The following is a 24,225-nucleotide window of genomic DNA, read 5'->3' as shown; positions in this document are numbered from 1 at the left end:
TAATTCTATTTAGAATTTGAGGCTAGAGAAGAAGTATCTTTAGCCTTATTTTTTTTGTATTATAGTATATAATAGAAATTATAGGTAAATATTTTACAAGAAAATTTTGAGTAAATACATGTTGTAGAATATATAAACGAGTATGGAGGGATTAAGGGATGATAAAACTTATTGCAGCTGATATGGATGGAACACTGCTTAATAGCAATCATAAGATATCAAAGGAAAATATAAAAGCTATAAAAGTGGCTGAGAAAATGGGAGTGAAATTTGCAATTTCTACTGGAAGAATGTATGAAGATGTTAAACCCCTACTTGATGAATCTAATTTAAAATGTCAATGTGTCGTTCTAAATGGCGGAGAATACATAGATGAGAATGGAAAGGTATTAGAAGGAATTTACATTGATAGTAAGCAAGCAAGAGAAATTATAGATATGATATTAAAGGAAAAAATTATAGCTGAAATTTATACTAATGATGGATTATATAGTGTAAATACAAGAGAGGAAGCATTAACTGAAGTTGCATACAGAATTATGGTATTCGACCCAGAAACAACTTTTGAAGATGCTATGGAAATGGCTAAAAATCATCCTCATTTTATTAATTTAAAATATGTTAAAGATATAAACGATTTTTTGAATAGTAATGTTAAGATAGGAAAATTTGTTGCATTTTATAACGATGAAGAGACAACTAAAAAGGTAAAGAACAAATTGGAATCAATAGGGGAACTTGCTATAGCATCAACTTTTACTAAAAATATAGAAATAAATAATAAAAATGCACAAAAGGGATTAATATTAGCAAGAGTTGCGGAAAAAATGGGGATAAAAAGAGATGAAGTAATGGTGATTGGGGATAGTTTTAATGATTACTCAATGTTTACTGAATTTACTGAATCCGTTGCTATGGAAAATGCAGTACCAGAAATAAAAGAAATAGCCAAGTATATAACTGATACCAATGACAATGCTGGAGTTGCTAAAGCTATTTATAAGGCTTTGAATTTAGAGAACAAAAAATATTAAAAGTAAATTTATATAATTTGTATGGAGAATATTAAACCGCTATGTTCTGGAATAAAGCCTTCTAGAACTATAGTGGCTTTTTTATTATACAGATAATTGATTTTAACTTTTTATAAATACTACTTGACATCTTTTGGTGAAAGCGTTAACATTATATTAAGTTTAGAAACCGGTTAACTAAAACGATAAACTAAAGCTAAAGTATAAAAAATATTGAAATTTAAACTCAAGTTTAAAAAATCAAAAAATATTTGAAGTAGCGTGATAAGCATAGGGGGAATGTAAGAAGATAATCGATATTATTATGAACTCGCTGAAGGAATAATAAATTTTATAAATTGAACAAATGATTGCACAATAAAGCTAAAATTGTTTTTAATTATTAAATTATATGGAAATTAAAATGATTATTATGGGAGGATATGAAATGGATAAATCAAGTATTCAATTAACTTCTAAAAGGTGGAAAAGATTAATACCAGTAGCATTTATTACTTATAGCCTAGCTTACTTGGATCGTGCAAATTATAGTTTTGGTGTTGCAGGAGGTATGGGTGAATCTTTGCATATTACAGCATCGATAGCATCTCTTCTATCCGCCTTATTTTTCTTAGGATATTTCTTTTTTCAAGTACCAGCAGCATGGTTTGCAGAAAAGAAAAGTGCTAAAAAATTAGTTTTTTGGAGTTTAATATTCTGGGGGATATTAGCTGCTTCAAATGGCTTGATAACGAATGTAAAAGTTTTAATGGTTACTAGATTCATACTTGGAATAATTGAAAGTGCTGTTATGCCAGCTATGTTGATTTTTTTAAGTAATTGGTTTACAAAAAAAGAACGTTCAAGAGCAAATACATTTCTAATTTTAGGTAATCCAGCTACTGTTTTATGGATGTCTATTGTATCAGGATATTTAGTAAATTCTGTAGGATGGAGATGGATGTTTATACTTGAAGGAATACCACCAATTTTATGGGCGTTCTTCTGGTTGAAACTTTCAGATAATAAACCAAAGGAAGCAAAATGGTTAACTGAACAGGAAAAGAAAGATATTGATATGGTGATGGAAGAAGAACAAAAAGGCATAAAACCAGTAAAAAATTATAGAGAAGCATTTAAATCACCTAAGGTAATAATTTTATCATTTCAATATTTTTTCTGGAGTATAGGTGTTTACGGTTTTGTAATGTGGTTACCATCTATTCTAAAGGCAAGTCCTCAAATTAGCATTGTTTCAGCCGGTTGGCTATCATCATTGCCATATGCTTTAGCAGTAGTATTGATGTTAGTATCGTCTTATTATTCAGATCGTACCGGAAATAGAAAGACATTTGTTTGGGCATACTTATTAATAGGTACATTTGCATTTTTTGGTTCATATTTAATTGGGACTTCAAACTTTTGGTTATCATATATTTTACTTGTAATTGCAGGAGGGGTTATGTATGCACCTTATGGTCCGTTTTTTGCAATAATTACAGAAATATTACCTAAGAATGTATCTGGAGGAGCAAGTGCCTTAATCAATAGTATGGGTGCACTAGGATCATTTGCAGGCTCATATGTCGTAGGATATTTGAATGGTATAACAGGCTCAGTAGATGCATCATATATATTTATGTCAGGGTCACTTTTGTTATCAGTATTTCTAATGATTGCGGTTAAAACTTCTAAGGTATCGAATAAAATAGAAAATGCAGTAGAGGCTTCATAAATTAGTAATTCATTAGGTTATTGAATTTATAGTATAAAAAGAATCTTATACAAACTAGACTTAATATTTAAGAGATAGAGGTAAGTCTTTTATTTAAAATTTTTGTAAAGGATATCTAGAATAATAAACTTAATCAGATTAATATATAAATGATTGTTAGTAATGGCTTGACATTTTTTGGTGAAAGTCTTAACATTATATTATCACTTTAGAAACCGGTAAACTAAAACGATAAACTAATAGTGAATACGATTGTTAAAGCGATTTAATCTGATTGAGTTGATTAATAAATATGTTAAAGAAAAATAGAGAATAGTAGCATAAATTATTGAATCTTTGACAGTTAAGATTGATAATAAAAGTATTGAATGGAGGAATAAGTTATGCTGAAAAATTCTACAGATAAACAAAAGAACGTAACAATTGCAGATGTTGCTGCTTATGTAGGAGTCTCTAAGACAACAATATCTAGATATCTAAACAAAAATTTTGAATTTATGTCACAGGAAACTCAAGAAAAAATAGATGAAGCAATTAAAGTATTAAAATATAGGCCAAATCGTATAGCTCAAACACTAAAAGCTAAAAATTCCAATATAATTGGGGTAACAATTGCAGATATAGGAAACCCATTTTCTTCATTACTAATTAAAGGAATAAATGACGTATGTAGAGCAAATAATTATCAGCTACTTGTAACAAATGCTGACAATCTAGCAGAGAGAGAAAGAGAGAACATAGAATCCCTGTTAGATAGCCAAGTTGATGGTTTACTAGTTAATACTACGGGTAATAACTATAAATATTTACAAGAGTTTAAGGATAGTGATAATTTTAAACCAATAGTATTATTGGATAGATTTATAAATCCATTAATTTATGATTCGGTGACAATGAATAATTCAGAGGTAACAAGAAACATATTAGATGAGTTACTAAAGAATGATTATGATCATTATGTATATTTTTCAGAAGACATAAATGGGATAAGTTCAAGAATAGAGAGAAAGAAAGCAATGGAAGAATTTCTATCTAGAAATGCAAATACGTCAGGAGAAACTAATATTATCAAAAAAAATGATATAAATGATATAAAAGAAATAATAGAAAATATTCTAAATAAAAATAAAGATAAAAATATATGTTTCTTTGCAAATAATGATGAAATTTTAAAGGTTCTTATAGAATGCTTATATGATTTAAATATAAGAATTGGAGCAGATATTGGTATATTTGGTTTTGCTGAGGAGAAATGGGCCCGATTAATTGGCCCAGGAATTACATCAATAGATGAGAACCCATATGAAATGGGAGAAAGAGCAGCTAAGCTACTATTTGAAAGAATAGATGGAAGTAGAAAAGATGATTTTATCTTAGAAGAAATACCGGTTAAAATACATCTAAATTACTCAACAAGAAATATAAAAAAATAAGTGGGGATAGTTATGAATCAACTAGGTATAAATTTATTAGTATTTAAAAATGAATTAGATAAAGGGATAAAACAAGAACAAATATTAGAGCAAATAGAGGCATTAGGTGTTCATATAGCTGAAATAAGAAGAGAATGTCTAAAGAACTTAGCGGAAGAAATTCCGATTATAAATAAATTAGCTAAAGAATTTGGAATAGAATTATATTATTCAGTTCCGGAGAAAGTAGCTTGCGAAAAGAAATTAAATCCAGATATTAATGTTTATTTTGAGGAAGCAAAACTGATGGGGGCAAGTCACATAAAATTCAATATAGGTGACTTAGTAGAGTTAAGCTTAGATGAAATAAAAAAATTAAGAGATATTATTTATAAATTTGAGATTAAAGTAACAATAGAAAATGATCAAACTCCTGAAAATGGAAATTTAAAATGTGTAATAGATGCTATTGATATTATAAACAAAAATTCATTACCAATCGGATATACTTTCGACTTAGGCAATTGGTATTGGCAGAATGAAGATCCTGAAAATGCATTTGATATTTTACGTTCAGCTATTACAGTATTTCATTTAAAAAATGTAGAGTTTCTAAATAATAAGCCTACTACAACTTTACTGTCAGAAGGACAAATTAATTGGAAGGCAATGTTAAAGAAGTTATCTAATAATGTGCCAGTAATGATCGAATATCCAATTAGAAATGAAGATATACGAGGAGAATTAGAGGAAGTAAGAAAAATTTTGCTATAGATTGGCAACGGAAAGGGTGAAAAAAATGAGTGAGATTATTACAATTGGTGAACCAATGGTAATGTTTTTAGCAGATACTAAAGAACATCTTAGCAACGTAGAACATTTTACAAGGTTAATTGCTGGAGCAGAACTTAATGTAGCTATGGGACTAAGAAGACTTGGACATACAGTTACATATATAAGCCAAGTTGGAGAAGATCCATTTGGGCAATATGTAAAGAAATATCTAGAAAATGAAAATATAGATACAACTTTTGTAAAGACATATAAAGAAGCACCAACAGGATTTCAATTTAAAAATAGAACTGATGAGGGGGATCCAGAGGTACTATATTTTAGAAAAGGAGCGGCAGCATCAAGAATAACTAAAGATATTTTAAATGAAATAAGTTTTTCAGATGGAAAGGTGCTTCATATCACAGGAATTTTTCCAGCATTAAGCAAAACAACTTTAGAAACAACATTTAAAGCTATAGAAAAAGCTCACGAAAATGGTATGCTTGTTACTTTTGACCCTAATCCAAGGCCAGTATTATGGGAGAGCAAGGAAAAGATGATTCAAGTGACTAATGAGTTAGCATTTAAATCAGATATTGTATTACCTGGTTTCAGCGAAGGAAAATTATTTACAGGAAAAGATTACAAGGAAGAGATTGCTGATTTTTATTTAGACAAAGGTGTAAAAAAGGTAGTTATAAAAATGGGAACTACCGGTTCGTATTCTAGGGAGAAATTAGAAAATGGACAAATAAAAGAAGCTGAATGTCCAAGCTTTGAAGTTCCAGTTTTAGATACAGTAGGAGCAGGAGATGGATTTGCAGCAGGAGTTATTAGCGGAATTTTAGAAAATCTTGAAGATAATAAAATTTTAGAAAGAGGAAACGCTATTGGTGGAATTCAAGTAATGCATCTAAGTGATAATGAGGGATTACCAACAGTAGATGAATTAGATAATTTTTTGAAAAATTATAAAAGAAAAGTTTCATAAGAATTTAAGGAGGATAAAATGAAGTTACAAGTTGCAATAGATAGGGTGTCTTTAGAGAAAGCAGAAAACTTAGTTAAAACTTTTGATGGATTAGCAGATATTATTGAGATTGGAACATCTTTAATAAAAGACTATGGACTTCTTAAATTAAAAGATATAACAAGCCAAAAAAGTAAATCTCAAATGTTAGGAGATATAAAAACAAGTGATGAAGGTGCTTATGAATTTAAACAAGGTTTCAAACAAGGATTTGATATTCTAACTGTGATGGGGAGTGCATCACTTGGAACTATAGAAAAATGTCACGAAGTTTCTGAGCAATATAATGGGACAATGATGATAGATTTATTAGAATGTTCAGATGAGAAAATTAAGGAAATATCACACTTCAGCAGTGCTATTTATTGCATACATTCCTCTATTGATAAAGAAAAACTAGCTAATCCAGGTGAAACAGTGAAGCGATTTAAAGAACAGTTTCCTTCAATTAAAAGAATTGCAGTTGCAGGAGGAATAACATTAGATTCCATACCAGAATTGAATAAATATAATATAGAGCTAGTTATAGTAGGATCAGCAATAACTAGTGCTGATGATAAGGTGGAAAAAGTAAAAGAGTTTAAGGGAGTAATAGATAAATGAGAGTAATAGATCAAATATTAGAAGAAATTAAAGATGTAATAAGCAAAGTTGATGAAGAAGCGATTAAAAAAATAATGGATGTACTCCAAAAAGAAAAAAAGATTTTTGTAGATGGCGAAGGTCGTAGCGGATTTCAAGCAAAAGGATTTGCAATGCGTTTGGTGCATATTGGTTATAATTCTTATGTTATGGGAGAGACAATTACACCAGCTCTCAAAAAGGGAGATATATATGTTGCAATATCAGGTTCTGGAAAAACAAAAAATACACTAAGTAATGCAAAAGCAGCAAAGGATTTAGGCTTAACTATAGTTGGAGTTACAAGTAAAAAGGACTCTCCACTTGCAGAAGTATCAGATCTTGTACTTGAGGTTCCAGGAAAAACAAAGAATGATACCGGTGTTTCGTCAATTCAACTACTAAGTTCATTATTTGATCAATCTGTCCATATAGTATTAGATGATTTATGCTTATTAATGAGTAGAAGAGATAATTTATCAGATAGTGAAGCAGCAAAAAATCATATCAATGTAGAATAATAGTTTTAAGAATTATAATTAATAAAGGGGTAGATTAAAATGAGATTTTTTTTAGACACAGCAAATGTAGAACACATTAAAGAAGCAAATGAAATGGGAGTAATATGTGGTGTAACAACAAATCCATCATTAATAGCAAAAGAAGGAAGAGACTTCAATGAAGTAATAAAAGAAATTACAGAAATAGTTGATGGACCAATAAGTGGAGAAGTTGTAAGTGAAGATGCTGAAGGAATGATAAAAGAAGGAAGAGAAATTGCAGCAATTCATAAGAATATGATAGTAAAGATTCCAATGACAGCTGAAGGATTAAAGGCAACTAAAGTATTAGCAAGTGAAGGAATTAAAACAAATGTAACATTAATATTCTCAGCAACTCAGAGCTTACTTGCAGCAAATGCAGGAGCAACATATGTAAGCCCATTCCTTGGAAGAGTAGATGACATCTCAATGATAGGTATGGATTTAGTTAGAGATATAGCAGAAATATTTGCAGTTCATGGAATAGAAACAGAAATAATAGCAGCAAGCGTGAGAAATCCAATTCATGTAATAGAAGCAGCAAAAGCAGGCGCAGATATATCAACAGTACCTTATAGTTTAGTAATGCAAATGCTAAAACACCCATTAACAGATCAAGGATTAGAAAGATTCAAAGCAGACTGGGCAGCAGCATTTGGAAAATAGTCCGTCGAAATAAGAAACATATTTTGATTCCGGTTGCTAAGAAATTTTGTTGAGTGCTTCTAAGATTATAAGTTGCACTCAAAATGCTTGCTTCAAAGACAAGCTCCGAACAAGCACATTTGGAACAACTTATAATCAAGAAGCACTACCAACACAATTTCTAATGAACACTCCACAAAATATGTTACTTATTTCTAGTGCAGATATATTTCGAAAATGGAAGAGTAATTTAGAGATATAATGCCTAGATTCTGAAATTAGGAAAGTGTAAATGTTTATGGATAAATATTTTGATATAATGCTTTCGCAAAAGTATGACTATCATTTATGATTTATTCATGTTCCAAATGACAGAGATAAAAATATATATTCTTAAGAATATAAGAATATAAGAATATAAGAAGTTAAGAATGAAAGAATTTAAGAATATAGGAATTTAAGAATTTATAAATGAAAACATAAAACAACTTCAAAAGGTGTGGTAAAATAGGAACCTTTTGAAAAGATAATGAAGGATAGCTAAGATTATTTCAGGTTTGAAATGAATTCGAAGCGCAGCATGGGACTTAATTAGCACAACTAAGAACTTATAAAAAAATATGTCTATGAAATGAGGATAAAGATGAGTAGAGAATTAGATAAATTATCTATTAACGCAATAAGAGTATTATCAGCAGATGCTATTGAAAAATCAAAATCAGGACATCCAGGTTTACCACTTGGATCAGCTACAATGGCTTATACATTATGGACAAAGATGAATCATAATGGAAAGAACCCTGAATGGGATAACAGAGATAGATTTGTATTATCAGCAGGACATGGTTCAATGCTTGAATATTCATTGCTACATTTATTTGGATATGGACTTACAGTTGAAGATATTAAAAACTTTAGACAATTCGGAAGTTTAACACCAGGACATCCAGAGTTTGGTCATACAAAAGGTGTTGAAATAACAACAGGACCACTTGGACAAGGTATTTGTAATGCAGTAGGTTTTGCTATAGCAGAAGCACATCTTGCAGAAAAATTCAATAAACCAGATTATAGCGTAGTTGATCACTATACATATGCTATAGTTGGAGACGGATGCCTTATGGAAGGTATCTCAGGAGAAGCGTCATCTCTTGCTGGAACTTTAGGTCTCGGAAAATTAGTTGTATTATATGATTCAAATAATATTTCAATTGAAGGAAATACAGACATAGCATTTAGAGAAGATGTAGCTAAGAGATACGAAGCTTATGGATGGCAAGTACTAAATGTAGCAGATGGAAATGATATAGATACAATAGAAAAAGCAATAGAAGCAGCTAAAGCAGAAACAACAAAACCTTCTATTATAATAGTTAAAAATCAAATTGGTTTTGGATGTCCAGCAAAACAAGGAAAAGCTTCAGCACATGGTGAACCTTTAGGAGCAGACAATGTAATTGCTATGAAGGAAAACTTAGGATGGAAGACTGAGCCTGCATTCTACGTGCCAGACGAAGTGTATACAAATATGAATGAACACATAGCAAAAGGCGAAAAGACTGAAGAAGCTTGGAATGAGTTGTTTAAATCATATGAAAAAGCTTATCCAGAACTTGCAGCAGAATATACTAAATGGATGAGTGGGGAACTTGATAAAGAAGCTTTATTAAACAACGAAGAACTTTGGAGCTTTGATAAAGAAATGGCTACAAGAGAATCTTCAGGAATAATGATAAATAGATTAGCTAAACTAATTCCAAACTTTATTGGAGGATCAGCAGATTTAGCTCCATCTAACAAAACTCATATGAACGATAGAGGAGATTTCTCAGCAGAAGATAGAAGCGGATCAAACCTTCACTTTGGGGTTAGAGAACATGCTATGGCAGCTATCGCTAACGGAATGTATGCTCATGGAGGACTTAAAGTATTCTGTGCAACATTCTTTGTATTCAGTGATTACATGAAAGGTGCTATGAGATTATCAGCTCTTATGAATCTTCCAGTAGCTTATGTTTTAACACATGATAGTATTGGAGTAGGGGAAGACGGTCCAACTCATGAACCAATAGAACAATTAGCAGCTCTTAGAAGTATGCCAAATATGACAGTATTTAGACCAGCAGACTCAAAAGAAACTGCAGCAGCATGGTATTACGCTGTGACTAATGGAACTACTCCAACATCACTAGTATTAACAAGACAAAAGTTACCACTATATGATGGCTGTCCTAAGAGAGCATTAAAGGGAGGATATATCTTAAAAGATTCTAAGAAAGAAACTCCAGATGTACTTTTAATGGCATCAGGTTCAGAAGTAGAATTAATCTACAAAGCAGCAGCTGAATTAGAAACTAAAGGAATAGATGCAAGAGTTATCAGTATGCCATCATTTGAATTATTTGATGCTCAAGATGAGGCTTATAAAGAATCAGTTATGCCAAATAAAGTTCGTGCTAGAGTTGCAGTAGAAGCATTAACAAGCTTTGGATGGCACAAATATGTAGGTCTTGATGGAGATGTTATATCTTTAGATACTTTTGGAGCATCAGGTAAAGCAGAAATACTATTCGAGAAATTTGGATTCACTGTAGAAAATGTTGTTAAAAAGGCTATTAATGTAGCAAAGAAATAGATGTTACAGTAATAAAATCTACGATACAGTGTAAGCTAAGTGTTCAAATAAGACTATAATGTAAAAAATAATTATGAGAAGTATATAAGAAAATTTAAGGATATTATTAATGAAGCTGTTACTGGTAAAAAGAGTTTTTGCCTGTAGCGGCTTTTTTAAAACAACTTGTTTTCTAAAAAAACAAATACCTAAAAAGTAGCATGTGTTCCTAAATTATAAAAAATATATAAAGTGGTTACAGTATATGATATATTGAATTCATAGGAATCAACTTATTATGATTAAAAAATTTATGTTAATAATAAAAAGATAATGTGCAATGGAGGGTTTTATATGTTTCATAAGAAATTAAAAGATTTCCCAAAGAATTTTTTATGGGGAGCTTCAACATCAGCTTATCAAGTAGAAGGTGCTTATAATGAAGATGGAAAGGGATTATCCGTTCAAGATACAAAGGAACCATTCCCAGGAACACCAGATTTTAAGGTGTCTAGTGATCACTATCACCATTACAAAGAAGATGTAGCATTATTTGCAGAAATGGGATTTAAGACTTATCGTTTTTCAATTGCATGGACTAGAATAATACCAAATGGGGTAGGGGATGTAAATCCTAAAGGAATTGAATTTTATAACAATTTAATCAATGAACTATTATCATACGGAATAGAACCGCTAGTTACTATGTATCATTTTGATTTGCCAGATGCGCTTCAAAGAGAAGGTGGTTGGTCAAATAGAAAGACTGCTGATGCATTTGTAAATTATGCAAAAGTATTGTTTGAAAATTTCGGTGATAGAGTTAAGTATTGGCTTACAATAAATGAGCAGAATATGATGATACTTCATGGAGGGGCAATTGGAACTGTAAATGATGGAGTAGAAAATATTGAAAAAGAATTATATAAACAAAATCATCATATGATGCTTGCGCAAGCGCAAACAATGAAGTTATGCCATAGTATGTGCCCAAAAGCGAAAATAGGGCCTGCACCTAATATAAGTTCAATATATCCAGCAAGTTCAAGACCAGAAGATATATTAGCGGCTAGTAACCAATCATCTATAAGGAATTGGTTATACTTAGATATGGCTGTACATGGTAGGTATAATCCAATAGCTTGGAGCTATATGGTTGAAAAAGGAATCGAGCCAACTATTGAAGATGGAGATATGGAAATATTAAAAGGTGGAAATCCAGATTTCATAGCATTTAATTATTATTGTACAGGAACAGCAGAGGAAAGTAAGATTGATGATAAAGAAGTTTCGACTCAAGGTGGAGATCAACAAATTGCTGTAGGAGATTTAGGTGTTTATAAAGGAGCTTCTAATCCGAACTTGGAGAAAACTCAATTTGGATGGGAGATTGATCCTATAGGATTTAGAAATACTTTAAGGGAAGTATATGAAAGATATAATTTACCTATAATAATTACTGAGAATGGATTAGGTGCTTATGATAATGTTGAAGAAAATGATACTATAAATGATGATTATAGAATTGATTATTTAAGAAAACATATCGAACAGGCTAGACTTGCTATAACTGATGGAGTAGATTTGATTGGATATTGTCCATGGTCAGCTATAGATCTTATAAGTACTCACCAAGGTTTCAAGAAAAGATATGGCTTTATATATGTAAATAGAGATGAATTTGATCTCAAGGATTTAAGAAGAATAAGAAAGAAGAGTTTCTTCTGGTATAAAAAAGTCATCGAAACTAATGGAGAAGAAATTTAGTGAAAGATAATTAATATAATATTAGAATAAAATAATAGTATTTAAAAATAGATACTAATATAAATGAAATATACCAAGGTGTAAGAAATTTCACTTTGGTATATTTTGCTTTTATAATATAGCTGGAAGGAATTTTTACAAACATAGCCTTAAAAGTTTTTTTCAAATAATGTATACTTAAATTAAAAGAACTTTGGTGGATAGTATCAATGAAGATAAATTATACTATCTACCAAAGTCATAAAAGGCTAACTAGTATAGTGTTTTAAATTTTAAGACAACAATATATTCAAGTATATATGAATGTAAAAAAGCTAGTTATAAAGGAAGAGGTTGATTAAATTATGTTTAATTATGAAATTATCCAGAGTTTAAACGATTTAGAGTTGTCTCTATACAGATATATAATGAAGAATATTGAAAAAGTTGTTTATATGAGAATTAGAGAATTAGCTGACGAAGCACATGTGTCAACAACAACTATATTAAGGTTTTGTAAAAAGTTGAACTGTGAAGGGTATTCAGAATTTAAAGTGAAATTAAAATTGTATCTTGAAGAAAATGAAAGTACTAAAGTAAATAATGATACATCGATAATAGTTGATTTTTTTAAAAAATTAGATAATAGCGAGCTTGATAGAAAATTAAACGTACTCTGCGATTTAATAAAGAAAGCAAGCAATGTAGTATTTATAGGAACGGGAACATCCGGAATACTGTGTAAATATGCAGCCAGATATTTTTCATCAATTGGTAAGTTTTCTATGTATATAGATGATCCATATTTTCCAAGAAATTATAAGCTATATGAAGATTCAATAATAATAGCAATGTCAGTTTCAGGCGAAACACGTACGGTTATTGATTATATAAGTAATATAAAAAGAGAGAATACTACGCTTGTAAGCATAACAAATAGTGAAAATTGTACAATATCGAAAATATCAGATCTTAATATATCGTATTATGTCCAACAAGAAAGATTAGGGATTAGTGATATAACAACACAAATACCTGTATTATATATTATTGAAAGTATGGGAAAAAGGCTACATAATAAGTTTATAGTAGATTCTTCTGATTATTCTAAGTAAAACTTCAATATCCCTATAAAAGAATATGTTTATTCTTTTATAGGGATATATTGGTATTAAAGTTTACTTTGTAATTCAGGAGCTGAGTTTGATAAAAGATTCATCAAATAGCATATTTCATCATCTGATATTTCTACTTTATATTTGCTAGTTATAAAGTTTAAATTTTCTTTTATTATATTATATAGATTTATATTTTCTTCTAGATATTTCTCTTTTTGAGGATAAACAGCCGGATTATCTTCATTTCTTAATCGTCCTATTACAAATGATAAATGGAGAATAACGCCAACCATATTTTCATCAGATAATTTAATTAAGAGTTTCTCTTGTAATATATTCAAAAATAGAGTCACATCTTTATAAAGTTCAACACCATCTATATTATATATATTTTCCTTTATAATTTTAGGTAGATTAATCATAGTTAATTTTGAATCAATTATACTTTGTAATTCTTTTAATACATTCATGTTAAATACTTCGTACATTGTATATTGTTTTATAGGTGAATCTACAGGAAAAGATGAAACTATAAAAAGTACCTCATTTTTTTCTTGAAGATTAATTATTTTTTGCTTGAAGTATTTTTTGTCTAAGCAGTTTAGACAAACGACTTCAAAATAATCTTTATCTAATCTAAGATTACTTAGTAAGAAGTTTTTAATTGCAATAGCAGCTCCCTCACCAGTTAAGCAGGCAGTTACTATTAAAACTTTATCTGAATCGCTAGAAGGATTACTTATATTTTTATGTATTTCTACATAAGAATTTACCATAAGAACATCATTATATATTTCGTCTAGCGATGATCCAATTAATGCTTTTCGTGCTGCTTCTAAAACATGTAAAGTTGAAACAAGAGATATCACTTTAATGTCTACTTGAAATTCCTTTTTTATAACATCTGCAAAAGTTGTTAAAGACCCCATATCTACCAATAAGAGATAACCAGCAGAAGTTGGATTGTCCTGAATACCAATCTTAAGGCTTTCTAATACTTTTGATGGAGCAACATCTATTGGAGCGTTTATTGGAATTATATAGTTTTCTCCAAGTAGTCTGTTAGAAACATCAGCCATTGAAGTTGCAGTTGATTCACCATGAGCAATTAGGATAACTTTTACTTTATCTTGAGATTTATCGTTAAAAGTATTATCTGGTATCAAGAATAATGTTAAGTATCCAGCTTCATCTATTGGAATTGATTTATTAATAGTGTTTTCTATGATCTCCTTAATCTCTAGTGCAACAGCAAATTCAGAAGGATAAAGATCTTTTATTCTATTTAAATTAGTGTTTATTATTATCTTGTCGCTGTTTATTCTATTAATTAATGTGTTTATATGCAGAGCAAAAGCCGTATATAAATTACTATCAAAAATTACAGGAAGCTTTCGAGTTATATGACTTACTATACTATCAATACATTTTAATGTATCTTCATCAATAATGGTTAATAAGTTTTGTTTGCTTGTTTCTTCGGAAACTTCAGAGTTATTTTTATTGAAATGTTTGGCTATATCTTTCTCAAGAATGTTCTCAATATCAATATCTGAAATTTCTAGAGACTTAAGCTTTTCAAGTTTACTTTCTATAAAATCGTAAATAGTATTATCTCCATTATTAAATATAGTGTTTGTATCTTCATTAGAACCATTAAATCTGAAATATTCAATTTCTTCACTCATAAGTTTATTCCATAAAACTCTATGTTCTTTCTCTTTATAAAGACCTTCTTTAATATAAGGAGGCAGTATTTTACTATGGATTCTTACGTCGCGTCGTATATTAGTTAAGTATTCAGAGTATGCTTTTGCACAAAGTAGCTGAACGTCGCTTTTCAACTGACCTATATTATTAGGACAATCATAAGAAAGTAATGCTCTAAGAGAGTTTAAAGATACATAAATCTCTTTATTTAAACGGATACTTTCATATTTGAAGAAACTTTTAATTAAAAATAATCTTTCATCTAAAGTTCTTTCTTTAAGAGAAGGAATATTAATAACAAGAGGAATTCTTCTTGTAAATGTGTTTAATAAAGCAGAATTTGGGTCTTCTGTTGTAGCTGAAATTATTAATACATCTGATTTTCTGGTTTCTGAATCCCCAATGCGTCTAAAAGTACCTGTATCTAAAAATATGAATAGAGCTTCCTGCCCTTCAGGTGGCAATCTGTGAATCTCATCTAAAAATAAAATACCACCATCAGCCTGTTCTATTAATCCGACTTTGTCAGATTCAGCTCCAGTATACGCACCTTTTTTTACACCAAAAAGTTGAGAAGTTAATAGTTGTGGGTTATTAGTATAATCTGCACAGTTAAACACTATAAAAGGAGAATCTTCTGTTTTTACCTTCATTTCCAATGCATAATTGTGCATAAGAGATGCGAACATAGACTTTCCTACACCAGTACTACCTAATATTAAACAATTCATACCTTTAGGTGGATATAGTATAGCTGCTTTAGCCTGTTCCACAGAATCTTTAAGAGAAATATTATTTTTAGCTAACAAATCTAGTTGAGATTCATTGCTTTGAATCTTATTTTCAGCAAGAAAAAATAATACTGGTCTACCTGATGATTTATACAATTTACCTTCCTTACAAAGTTCATTTAGTTCATGGCTTAAATTAGCTCTAGTCATATTAACTAGAGGCGCTAGTGTTTTAGTATCTATTCCATCTGGAGAATTTAGCTGGAGAAGTTTTTGGTAAATCAAATCTTTTTTAGCCATTATATGTCCTCCTATATAACTAAAAATATTATAGCTACTATAAATAGATTAAGCATTTTCATACACTATGCTGAAAACACTATAGTAAGTAGACTATTATAGTAAAATTATTTATTATCAAACATTGTTTATTTAGTGTTTACATACAGTTTTAAAATTAATCAAACACTATATATAATTATAAAACACTAAGTGTATTAAGTAAACACATATCATAAAATAAATAAAATATATAACTTTTATTATAAAAATGATATAACTTTTGTGTAAAATTATATTGTCTATTTTTATTATAAGTGTTGATATATAGGAACGATCCGATAGTATGTAAAATTTAAACAGCAAAAAAATTAGAAAAAAATTTAAATATTTAATAGTGTTTGGCACAGGTATTGCTATATATATTGGCATGAAGCAATAAAGCATCAAGTAAAACTTTATTCAGTGGGAGTTTAATATATCTTCTGAATTTTAGTTTAACTTATCCAGAAGTATGTAGCCGTTAACTATATTACGGATACTATCTATTGGATAAATTGGAGGAGGAGTACAAATGGATCAATTAGAAATGGCAATAATGAATATTATAATCAATGCAGGAGATTGTAAAAATCATGCTTATATGGCTCTTAGTTTAGTAAACGAAGGTAAGTATGAAGAAGCTGAAAATGAAATGCAACTAGCAAATGATGCGTTAGGAAAAGCGCATGATGCACAAACAGAAATGCTTCAAAAAGAAGCTTCTGGAGAAAAAGTAGAGTTATCAGTTTTATTTGTTCATGCACAAGATCATTTAATGACATCTATATCAGAAAAGAATCTTATTGAACAAATTATAGAATTAAGAAAAATTGTAAACACTTTAGTAAAATAAAAAATTGAAGCTTGGAAAAGTAAATAGACAAGCTATATTTTGTAAATACTATAAAAATAAAATTCGCAAGTAACTTTAAAATTAACACAAAACTATATAAAGGTATAGAACATATTAAAATTTATAAAAGTTAAATCAAGGAGGAAGAAATATGGTTACAATCAAATTATTCTGTGCATCAGGAATGTCAACAAGTGTTTTAGTTAATAAGATGAAGGAGGCAGCTAAAGCTAAAGGTGTTGATGCAGAAATTATAGCATTTCCAGAATCTCAAATGGATAGACATTTAGATAGTATGGATGTTGCATTACTTGGGCCACAAGTAGGATATACTTTAGGAAAAGCAAAGAAACTTTGTGAACCACATGGCATTCCAGTAGAAGTAATACCAATGGTTGATTATGGAATGATGAATGGAGCTAAAGTTTTAGATCTAGCATTAAATCTTGCAAAAAATAAATAATTGAAAAATTAATTATTTTTATAAACTTAACCAATAAGAAATAATTTGCAAAAATAAACAGCATTTGTAGTTTTACATGATTAAGTAAAAATACAAATGCACATATAAAGATATATCTAATCGATTAACTTATATTCATATGTTATATGAGGAAAGAAAACCTTTAACAACAATTATAGGAAAATCAAAATAAATATGTAAGTTTATAAGTAATAATAGCAAATTTTTATTTGTAATTATTCATATTATAATCACAATTTAGTTATAAGGGGGAAATTTATTATGTCACTCAATCAAACACTGAACGAAAAAGTAGTGCCAGCGGTAATGAAATTCGTTAATCTTAAAGGTGTTCAAGCATTAAAAGATGGTATGTTATTTACTTTACCATTAAATATTGTTGGATCTATATTCTTATTAATTGCTTGCTTCCCAGTAAAAGCATTTACAGATGGTATGGCTAGCGCTTTTGGACCAGGTTGGAATGATCCATTATTTAAATTACAGCATTCAACAATGGGTATTATGGCAGTGGTAGCTGTTATAGGTATGACTTATGTATACTGTAAAAATGAAGGTCTTGAACCTTTTTCACCAGCAGTAATTGCTTTAAGTGTATTCTTAACTGTAACAAATGATTTTGTTATGTTTAAAGCTACACCTGATGCAACTCCAATTCAAGTTGGTGGAGTTATTCCACAAGACTGGACTGGTGGATCAGGTATGATTACTGCAATTATTGTAAGTTTAGTTGTTTCATTTGTTTATTGCGCAATGGTAAAGAAAAATATTACAATCAAGATGCCAGAAGGTGTACCTCAAGGTGTTGTTAATGCATTCTCAGCATTAATTCCAGCTACAGTTATATTTATAGGTGCAACTGTTGTATATGCGGTATGTAAGTTTGGATTCAATACTTCTTTTGTAGAAATTATATATAAAGTTGTTCAAACACCATTACAAGCTGCATCAGATTCACTTCCAGGAGCTATACTTATTGCTTTTGCTGTTCCATTCTTATGGTTCTTCGGAATTCATGGAGGTATGACAGTATCAGGTATGGTAGGTGCTTTATTAACTGCTAATACTGCAGCTAATGCTAAATTACAAGAAGCAGGGACTTTAGATCTTGCTCACGGAGCTCATATAGTAACTCAACAATTCTATGATAACTTCATTAACTTAGCAGGTAGTGGTCAAACACTTGGATTTACTATATTATTATTAGTACTTGCAAAATCTGCTCAATATAAACAATTAGGTAGATTAGCACTTCCAGCTAACTTATTTAATATTAATGAACCTGTATTATTTGGTACTCCAGTAGTAATGAACCCAATAATGGGTGTACCATTCATACTTACTCCAGTAGTAAATGCAATATTACTTTATTTTGCAATTGCAACAGGAATACTTGCACCAATGGGTGGAGCATTACCACCTTGGACAGTTCCAGCTGTATTCTCAGGATTAATAATTGGTGGTCCTAGTTATGCTATAGCTCAATTAGTATTCCTACTTGTTGGAATGGCAATATACTTCCCATTCTTTAAGAAAGTTGATGCTATGTCATATGCTGATGAATTAGCAGCACAAAAACACGAAAATAGCGCTCAAGCGTAAATACAATTAATTAGCCCTATTATTAACAATTTAAAATAAATTTAAAAACTCTAACATTTTTAATTATTAAAATTATGATTTCTGCAGCAACAGAAACACAATGAGAAAATAATTAAAATGTTAGAGTTTACTCAGTATAATTCTGAAAAATAAAATATATAATATGTTAATAGTCAAATTATAAAATTAAATTAAGATAAAATTATTTGTTTTTTCAAAAGATTAATTAGAAGTGAGGTAGAAAAATGATATTAATAAACTGTGCATTAAGACAAGATGATATAATAAATATAGTAGAAAATATTGAAGTTGAGAATGAAAAAGTATTTAAATTTGTTAAAAAGGAAGGGATTAAAATACTTTTTGAGTGTATCCTTAGTGATCAACAAAATGCGGCTGCAATTGCAAAACAATCAATAAAAGATACTGAACTTGGAAAAGTATTATATTTTGGAGTTAGTGTACAATAAAAAATTAGATATAGTTTAATTATTTATATTGTAGATAAAAAGCATTTTCTTATAGTTAAGAAGATGCTTTTTATTAGTTCTATATAATTTGCTTAATTTCGAGTTGGTGAAATTATTTTTTGATAATTAAAATAAATTTAGTGATTAAACAGTTCTTGGAAGTGTTCAAACACTAATCACAATTATATACTTTCATCTAAACACTGGACAATATTACCAAAACTCTAATAAGAATAATCAAACTCTTATATTAGATATTGATTATATTAAGTAAACATATAAAATGTTAATCATAATTTGAATGCATAAAATTTCCTGTAAACGTTTTTAAAAATCTAGGGTTAAGATTAATATAGATAATATTAATATGTTTAAAATAATGTCTACTAAAAAGCAGAATAGTGTTTGGCACAATTTATGCTATGCAATAGGATAAAAGGAAAAATATTCTAAAAGACATTGAATGGGGGAGTGTAGAGTGGAAGAGTTAGAAATGGCAATCATGAACATTATAATAAACGCTGGAGATTGTAAAAATCATGCGTATATGGCACTTAACAATGTAAATGAAGGAAAATACGAAGAAGCTGATAAGGAAATGCAATTAGCAAATGATGCATTAGCAAAAGCACATGATGGGCAAACAATGTTCCTTCATAAAGAAGCAAATGGTGAAAAGATTGACATGTCAGTTTTGTTTGTGCATGCACAAGATCATCTAATGACAGCAATAACAGAGAAAAACTTAATTGAACAGATAATGGAACTAAGAAAAGTGGTAAATACATTAGTTAAATAATTAATAAAGAGATTAAAATTTCATAAGTACATTTATTCAAAGTTTATATAAATAAATTTATATTTCAGGAGGAATGAACCATGGTAATAATTAGATTATTTTGTGCAGCAGGAATGTCAACAAGTCTTTTAGTAAACAAAATGAAGGAGGCAGCTAAGAATAAGGGGATAGATGTAGATATTGAAGCTTTTCCAGAAAGTCAAATGGATAAAAATATAGAGGGAGTTGATGTTGCATTATTGGGTCCGCAAGTTGGATATACATTAAACAAAGCAAAAAGGATATGCGAACCTAAAGGAATACCTGTGGATGTTATACCAATGGTTGACTATGGAATGATGAATGGGCAAAAAGTTTTAGACTTTGCCTTAAAGCTAGCAGGAAAATAGTTAAAAAGTTTTTACAATATCATTTTTTATAAATTATCTAATAGACCGTGTTAATTTATATTTATTAATTTTTAAGGAGGAATTATTATGTCATCATCTGGGACAACTTTAAACGAAAAAGTATTGCCAATAGTTATGAAGTTTGTTGGTTTAAAGGGAGTTGTTGCATTAAAAGACGGTATTTTATTCACTTTACCATTAACTTTGGTAGGATCGGTATTTTTATTGCTAGCGCAATTGCCATACCAACCGTTAAATGATTGGCTAAATGTTACATTAGGTGCAGGATGGACTGACCCGCTGTTTAAAGCAAATGGGGCAACTTTTAACATGATAGCACTTGTTGCAACAATAGGAATAGCATACACTTATGCTAAAAATGAAGGTCATGAACCTTTATCAGCAGGAATAATATCATTTGTAGTATTTATATTAACAACTAGCTCTTCAGTAACTACTAAAAGTGGAGAAACAGTAGGTGATGTCATACCAACAGCATGGTGTGGTGGAAAGGGAATGGTTACAGCAATTATAATAGGATTAATAGTTGGAGCGGTTTATTCATGGTTTATGGCAAATAAGATTACAATAAAGATGCCTGATGGCGTACCACAGGGAGTTGTGAATTCGTTTGCAGCATTAATACCAGCAGCAGTTATAGTGCTTGGAGCAACAATAGTTTATATGATATTTAAATGGGGATTACAAACAACATTTATTGAATGGATATATAAAGTACTTCAAACACCATTACAAGGTATGACAGACTCATTAGGTGGAGTTTTAGTCATGGGATTTTTAATTCCATTCTTATGGTGGTTTGGTGTTCATGGAGCAACAATAGTAAGCGGTGTAATGTCAGGAATATTACAATCAAATACCTTAGATAATGCAGCTATAGTTACAAGTGGAAAAGAATTAACAATAGCAAATGGAGCTCATATAGTAACACAGCAATTTCTTGATCAATTTATGACAGTAACAGGATCTGGTATGACAATAGGTTTAGTAATATGTATGTTATTTTTTGCAAAATCGGCACAATGCAAACAATTAGGAAAACTCGCAATAGTACCAGGAATATTTAATATAAATGAACCAATTACATTTGGAACACCAATAGTAATGAATCCATTTATGGCAATTCCATTTATAATTACTCCAATGCTATCAGGCACAATACTTTATTTTGCAATAGCAACAGGAATAGTTCCACCATTTGGAGGGGTAATGGTTCCATGGACAACTCCGGCACCAATATCAGGACTTTTGACAGGTGGAGTTAGAACAGCAATATTACAGTTATTAGTATTAGCAATGTCATTCTTCGTTTACCTTCCATTCTTTAAGAGACAAGATAGTATAAACCTAAAAAATGAATTGGCAGCTCAACATGGTGATAATATTCAGGCATAAGAATTATTAAATAATATTATTATGACAAGGAAAGATTAAAACTTTAGGTAATTAGAATTTAAGCTTATCATTTGTAAAAAAATACAAATGATGAGCTTTTTTAAAATTTGAGTTAATATTAAGATTTACTAGCTGCTGGTTCTACATTCCAATTATCTTTAGTAGAATATACTGAAATTCCATCAGGATTATTGCTTGTCTCATATATGTTGACACCACATGTAGTTAGAACATTGTAAGATTCATTAGTAGTGCTAATAGATTCTTTAGCTCTAGAAATTATTCCTACAATTGGGTTAACATATCCGATAAATGGATACGATGAAGATGTTGGATTTCCATGATGAGGAACTTTTAATACATCAACTTCTTTTCCATCTAAGGCTTTTCTACTAAGAAAGTCGTTTTCTGCGCCCCATTCAATATCTGCAGCAAATAATTCTTGAAGATCATGATAATTCAAATAAACAAGAGCAGAGTTATTGTTTAGCAATGTATATTCTTGGTAAGGGTTAGCTGCTTCAAAGCTTGGATAATCCTTATCAGCATGAACAAATTGTAAAATATTTTCGCTATCAATATATGATTTTGGTTCAGCTGTAACTAAAGGTACTCCGCTTTTCTTTATAGCATTCATTGTTTCTGTATATACTTCATAATCATGTTTCATAATTTCTTTTTCACTGGCACTAGAAGTAGTATCATTTATACTTGTAAAGTCTTTCATTTCAAAGTATTTAGGAACCAATATTTTTCCGACATTAAAGTTTTTTAGCAAATCAATCACTCCACCAATGTGATCTGAGTGAGGATGTGTAAGCACTACGTAATCTACAACTCCTTTTCCATTAGAAGTTTTGCTAGTGTTAGATTCAGTAGCTTGTACACTACTACTAGTAGTAGTAGATTTGAAAAAATCTTTTTTTAGGTTTTGACTATTTAAAAAGTCTATTAATGTTTCGCTAGTTGTTGTATCACCAGTATCTATTAAGACAGTTTCTCCACTAGGTAATCTTATAAATGCACAGTCAGCATTGCCTACATTTAAATGGCGTACAAATAAATAGTCTTTATCATCTTTATCTGAACCTTGGTAGTAACCATTTGAATTAAAATCTTCCATAGTTCCGTTTAAATAAAGCTTTCCAGTCGCAACAGAACCATCGGATTTTATGTAATATTTGTGATTTCTAGAATCAACCCAAGTATTTACAACCATTATTCCTTTGTCATCAGAATAATATTCTTTATTTTTATAATAGTAAAGGCCTTTTTGAAGTTGCCCATCATCGCTAAAGAAATACCAATTATCATCTATTAATGTTTTATGAGTAGCCATGTGACCGTATTGATCAAAATAATAAGTATCCCCATTGATTTTTTGCCATCCAGTTTCCATAGCACCGTTCTTGTCTGTATAGTAGATATTATTATCATAAACCCATCCAGTTTGCAGTATTCCATCTTTATTGAAGTAATACCAGGTTCCGTCTATTTCTTTCCAGCCAATTACTACTGAAAAATCACTATCTAGATAATATTTATCATCATAGCCTTTATCTTTAGAAGTTATATCAGGATTAACATCTTTCTCCATGAACCATCCAGTTTTTTCGAGGACTTTATCACTAACTATATAGTATTTTTTAGAATCAATAGTTTTCCATCCATATGGAATAGATACTTCTTCTTGCTTATTCGGTACAGCAGTTGCGTTGTTGTTATTATTATTATTATTATTATTATTATCTGTGTCTTTTTTTGAATCTTTTTCTGATTCGTTACTTGAAACGCTTGTACTGATATCTTTGTTAGTATTTTTTGAAGAATCTTCGTTTGTTGAATTATGTAAAGTTGATTCATTTGTTTTTTGTGAAATTTCATTTGTTTGCTGTTCAGCATATACTATTGTTTCTGTAAAAAGATGAAAAGATAAACAGATTAGAAAGAATAGTATAAAACTTTTAAAATATTTTGTCATCATTATCTTTTAACACTCCTTAAATTCAATACAAAATATTATAGCACATAATCAAGCAAATTTTAAGCCAAGTCTCGGGATTTATTCCGCATTATGTAAAATTAAGAAAAAATTTTTAAAGGTAATAGAAAAATAACAAGTCAATATGTTAGTGGATTTTGCATTATGTTTAGTACGGAAACTAAGCTAATAGTTCTCTATGAGATAGATATCTTTCCG

Annotated in this window: 20 protein-coding genes; 18 read left to right on the top strand and 2 right to left on the bottom strand. The window is 29.8% G+C overall.

The window, feature by feature from the left end; translation table 11 throughout:
* Positions 1–158: 158 nt before the first annotated feature.
* The 11 genes from KEC93_RS23260 (at position 159) to KEC93_RS23210 (ending at position 13,247) form a co-directional block, all read left to right on the top strand.
* A complete protein-coding gene (locus KEC93_RS23260) occupies positions 159–1,034 on the top strand; it encodes a Cof-type HAD-IIB family hydrolase (protein WP_077868656.1) in 876 nt (291 codons plus the stop codon).
* Positions 1,035–1,461: 427 nt separating this feature from the next.
* Positions 1,462–2,748, top strand: coding sequence for an MFS transporter (locus KEC93_RS23255; protein ID WP_023975898.1), 1,287 nt, complete (start codon positions 1,462–1,464; stop codon positions 2,746–2,748).
* A 383-nt stretch (positions 2,749–3,131) separates the two neighbouring features.
* On the top strand, positions 3,132–4,181 hold the full coding sequence (locus tag KEC93_RS23250; RefSeq protein ID WP_077868655.1) for a LacI family DNA-binding transcriptional regulator: 1,050 nt from the start codon (positions 3,132–3,134) through the stop codon (positions 4,179–4,181).
* 12 nt (positions 4,182–4,193) lie between these two features.
* Positions 4,194–4,934: a sugar phosphate isomerase/epimerase family protein gene (locus KEC93_RS23245; RefSeq protein WP_023975896.1), complete on the top strand. Its 741-nt coding sequence runs from the start codon at positions 4,194–4,196 to the stop codon at positions 4,932–4,934.
* A gap of 25 nt (positions 4,935–4,959) precedes the next feature.
* Entirely contained in the window at positions 4,960–5,925 is a 966-nt protein-coding gene (locus tag KEC93_RS23240; RefSeq protein WP_077855203.1) for a sugar kinase, read from the top strand.
* A gap of 18 nt (positions 5,926–5,943) precedes the next feature.
* The gene (locus KEC93_RS23235; protein ID WP_077855202.1) at positions 5,944–6,567 is read left to right on the top strand and encodes an orotidine 5'-phosphate decarboxylase / HUMPS family protein; all 624 of its coding nucleotides are present in this window, start codon (positions 5,944–5,946) and stop codon (positions 6,565–6,567) included.
* Positions 6,564–7,106 carry a 6-phospho-3-hexuloisomerase gene (hxlB, locus tag KEC93_RS23230; protein ID WP_077868654.1) on the top strand — a complete coding sequence of 181 codons (543 nt, stop codon included), beginning with the start codon at positions 6,564–6,566 and terminating at the stop codon, positions 7,104–7,106. Before KEC93_RS23235 ends, hxlB begins: the two co-directional genes overlap by 4 nt.
* Before the next feature lie 39 nt (positions 7,107–7,145).
* On the top strand, positions 7,146–7,793 hold the full coding sequence (gene fsa, locus KEC93_RS23225; RefSeq protein WP_023975892.1) for a fructose-6-phosphate aldolase: 648 nt from the start codon (positions 7,146–7,148) through the stop codon (positions 7,791–7,793).
* Positions 7,794–8,415: 622 nt separating this feature from the next.
* Positions 8,416–10,407, top strand: a complete 1,992-nt coding sequence (tkt, locus tag KEC93_RS23220) for a transketolase (protein ID WP_111944654.1) — start codon at positions 8,416–8,418, stop codon at positions 10,405–10,407.
* 333 nt (positions 10,408–10,740) lie between these two features.
* Positions 10,741–12,153 carry a glycoside hydrolase family 1 protein gene (locus KEC93_RS23215; protein WP_077869824.1) on the top strand — a complete coding sequence of 471 codons (1,413 nt, stop codon included), beginning with the start codon at positions 10,741–10,743 and terminating at the stop codon, positions 12,151–12,153.
* A gap of 344 nt (positions 12,154–12,497) precedes the next feature.
* Positions 12,498–13,247, top strand: a complete 750-nt coding sequence (locus tag KEC93_RS23210) for a MurR/RpiR family transcriptional regulator (RefSeq protein WP_012060797.1) — start codon at positions 12,498–12,500, stop codon at positions 13,245–13,247.
* A 56-nt stretch (positions 13,248–13,303) separates the two neighbouring features.
* Here KEC93_RS23210 and KEC93_RS23205 read toward each other — a convergent pair whose 3' ends face one another.
* Positions 13,304–15,991 (bottom strand): sigma-54-dependent transcriptional regulator, encoded by a 2,688-nt coding sequence (locus KEC93_RS23205; RefSeq protein WP_077869825.1) that lies wholly within the window; start codon positions 15,989–15,991, stop codon positions 13,304–13,306.
* A gap of 553 nt (positions 15,992–16,544) precedes the next feature.
* On the opposite strand from KEC93_RS23205, the gene KEC93_RS23200 reads away from it, so the two are divergent.
* From KEC93_RS23200 to KEC93_RS23170, 7 genes are all read left to right on the top strand, one after another.
* Positions 16,545–16,865, top strand: a complete 321-nt coding sequence (locus KEC93_RS23200; protein WP_012060795.1) for a PTS lactose/cellobiose transporter subunit IIA — start codon at positions 16,545–16,547, stop codon at positions 16,863–16,865.
* A gap of 151 nt (positions 16,866–17,016) precedes the next feature.
* Complete coding sequence (locus KEC93_RS23195; protein WP_012060794.1) at positions 17,017–17,328, top strand: PTS sugar transporter subunit IIB; 312 nt, start codon at positions 17,017–17,019, stop codon at positions 17,326–17,328.
* A gap of 282 nt (positions 17,329–17,610) precedes the next feature.
* Positions 17,611–18,951: a PTS sugar transporter subunit IIC gene (locus KEC93_RS23190; RefSeq protein ID WP_023976461.1), complete on the top strand. Its 1,341-nt coding sequence runs from the start codon at positions 17,611–17,613 to the stop codon at positions 18,949–18,951.
* Between the two features lie 245 nt (positions 18,952–19,196).
* Positions 19,197–19,421, top strand: coding sequence for a hypothetical protein (locus KEC93_RS23185; protein WP_077869826.1), 225 nt, complete (start codon positions 19,197–19,199; stop codon positions 19,419–19,421).
* 478 nt (positions 19,422–19,899) lie between these two features.
* Positions 19,900–20,220 (top strand): PTS lactose/cellobiose transporter subunit IIA, encoded by a 321-nt coding sequence (locus tag KEC93_RS23180; protein WP_077840536.1) that lies wholly within the window; start codon positions 19,900–19,902, stop codon positions 20,218–20,220.
* Positions 20,221–20,300: 80 nt separating this feature from the next.
* Complete coding sequence (locus KEC93_RS23175; RefSeq protein WP_023976460.1) at positions 20,301–20,609, top strand: PTS sugar transporter subunit IIB; 309 nt, start codon at positions 20,301–20,303, stop codon at positions 20,607–20,609.
* Between the two features lie 87 nt (positions 20,610–20,696).
* Positions 20,697–22,025, top strand: a complete 1,329-nt coding sequence (locus KEC93_RS23170) for a PTS sugar transporter subunit IIC (RefSeq protein WP_039769878.1) — start codon at positions 20,697–20,699, stop codon at positions 22,023–22,025.
* Between the two features lie 118 nt (positions 22,026–22,143).
* Here the strand turns inward: KEC93_RS23170 and KEC93_RS23165 are convergent, their stop codons facing one another.
* On the bottom strand, positions 22,144–24,009 hold the full coding sequence (locus tag KEC93_RS23165; RefSeq protein WP_077869827.1) for an MBL fold metallo-hydrolase: 1,866 nt from the start codon (positions 24,007–24,009) through the stop codon (positions 22,144–22,146).
* Positions 24,010–24,225: the final 216 nt, after the last annotated feature.

The sequence above is a fragment of the Clostridium beijerinckii genome (genome assembly GCF_018223745.1).
Lineage (GTDB): Bacteria > Bacillota > Clostridia > Clostridiales > Clostridiaceae > Clostridium > Clostridium beijerinckii.
This window is presented reverse-complemented; position numbering and strand designations above follow the sequence as displayed.

Coding starts and splice junctions, on each gene's coding strand:
- KEC93_RS23260 (WP_077868656.1), top strand. CDS start 159: ATGATAAAACTTATTGCAGCTGATATGGATGGAACACTGCTTAATAGC.
- KEC93_RS23255 (WP_023975898.1), top strand. CDS start 1,462: ATGGATAAATCAAGTATTCAATTAACTTCTAAAAGGTGGAAAAGATTA.
- KEC93_RS23250 (WP_077868655.1), top strand. CDS start 3,132: ATGCTGAAAAATTCTACAGATAAACAAAAGAACGTAACAATTGCAGAT.
- KEC93_RS23245 (WP_023975896.1), top strand. CDS start 4,194: ATGAATCAACTAGGTATAAATTTATTAGTATTTAAAAATGAATTAGAT.
- KEC93_RS23240 (WP_077855203.1), top strand. CDS start 4,960: ATGAGTGAGATTATTACAATTGGTGAACCAATGGTAATGTTTTTAGCA.
- KEC93_RS23235 (WP_077855202.1), top strand. CDS start 5,944: ATGAAGTTACAAGTTGCAATAGATAGGGTGTCTTTAGAGAAAGCAGAA.
- hxlB (WP_077868654.1), top strand. CDS start 6,564: ATGAGAGTAATAGATCAAATATTAGAAGAAATTAAAGATGTAATAAGC.
- fsa (WP_023975892.1), top strand. CDS start 7,146: ATGAGATTTTTTTTAGACACAGCAAATGTAGAACACATTAAAGAAGCA.
- tkt (WP_111944654.1), top strand. CDS start 8,416: ATGAGTAGAGAATTAGATAAATTATCTATTAACGCAATAAGAGTATTA.
- KEC93_RS23215 (WP_077869824.1), top strand. CDS start 10,741: ATGTTTCATAAGAAATTAAAAGATTTCCCAAAGAATTTTTTATGGGGA.
- KEC93_RS23210 (WP_012060797.1), top strand. CDS start 12,498: ATGTTTAATTATGAAATTATCCAGAGTTTAAACGATTTAGAGTTGTCT.
- KEC93_RS23205 (WP_077869825.1), bottom strand. CDS start 15,991: ATGGCTAAAAAAGATTTGATTTACCAAAAACTTCTCCAGCTAAATTCT.
- KEC93_RS23200 (WP_012060795.1), top strand. CDS start 16,545: ATGGATCAATTAGAAATGGCAATAATGAATATTATAATCAATGCAGGA.
- KEC93_RS23195 (WP_012060794.1), top strand. CDS start 17,017: ATGGTTACAATCAAATTATTCTGTGCATCAGGAATGTCAACAAGTGTT.
- KEC93_RS23190 (WP_023976461.1), top strand. CDS start 17,611: ATGTCACTCAATCAAACACTGAACGAAAAAGTAGTGCCAGCGGTAATG.
- KEC93_RS23185 (WP_077869826.1), top strand. CDS start 19,197: ATGATATTAATAAACTGTGCATTAAGACAAGATGATATAATAAATATA.
- KEC93_RS23175 (WP_023976460.1), top strand. CDS start 20,301: ATGGTAATAATTAGATTATTTTGTGCAGCAGGAATGTCAACAAGTCTT.
- KEC93_RS23170 (WP_039769878.1), top strand. CDS start 20,697: ATGTCATCATCTGGGACAACTTTAAACGAAAAAGTATTGCCAATAGTT.
- KEC93_RS23165 (WP_077869827.1), bottom strand. CDS start 24,009: ATGATGACAAAATATTTTAAAAGTTTTATACTATTCTTTCTAATCTGT.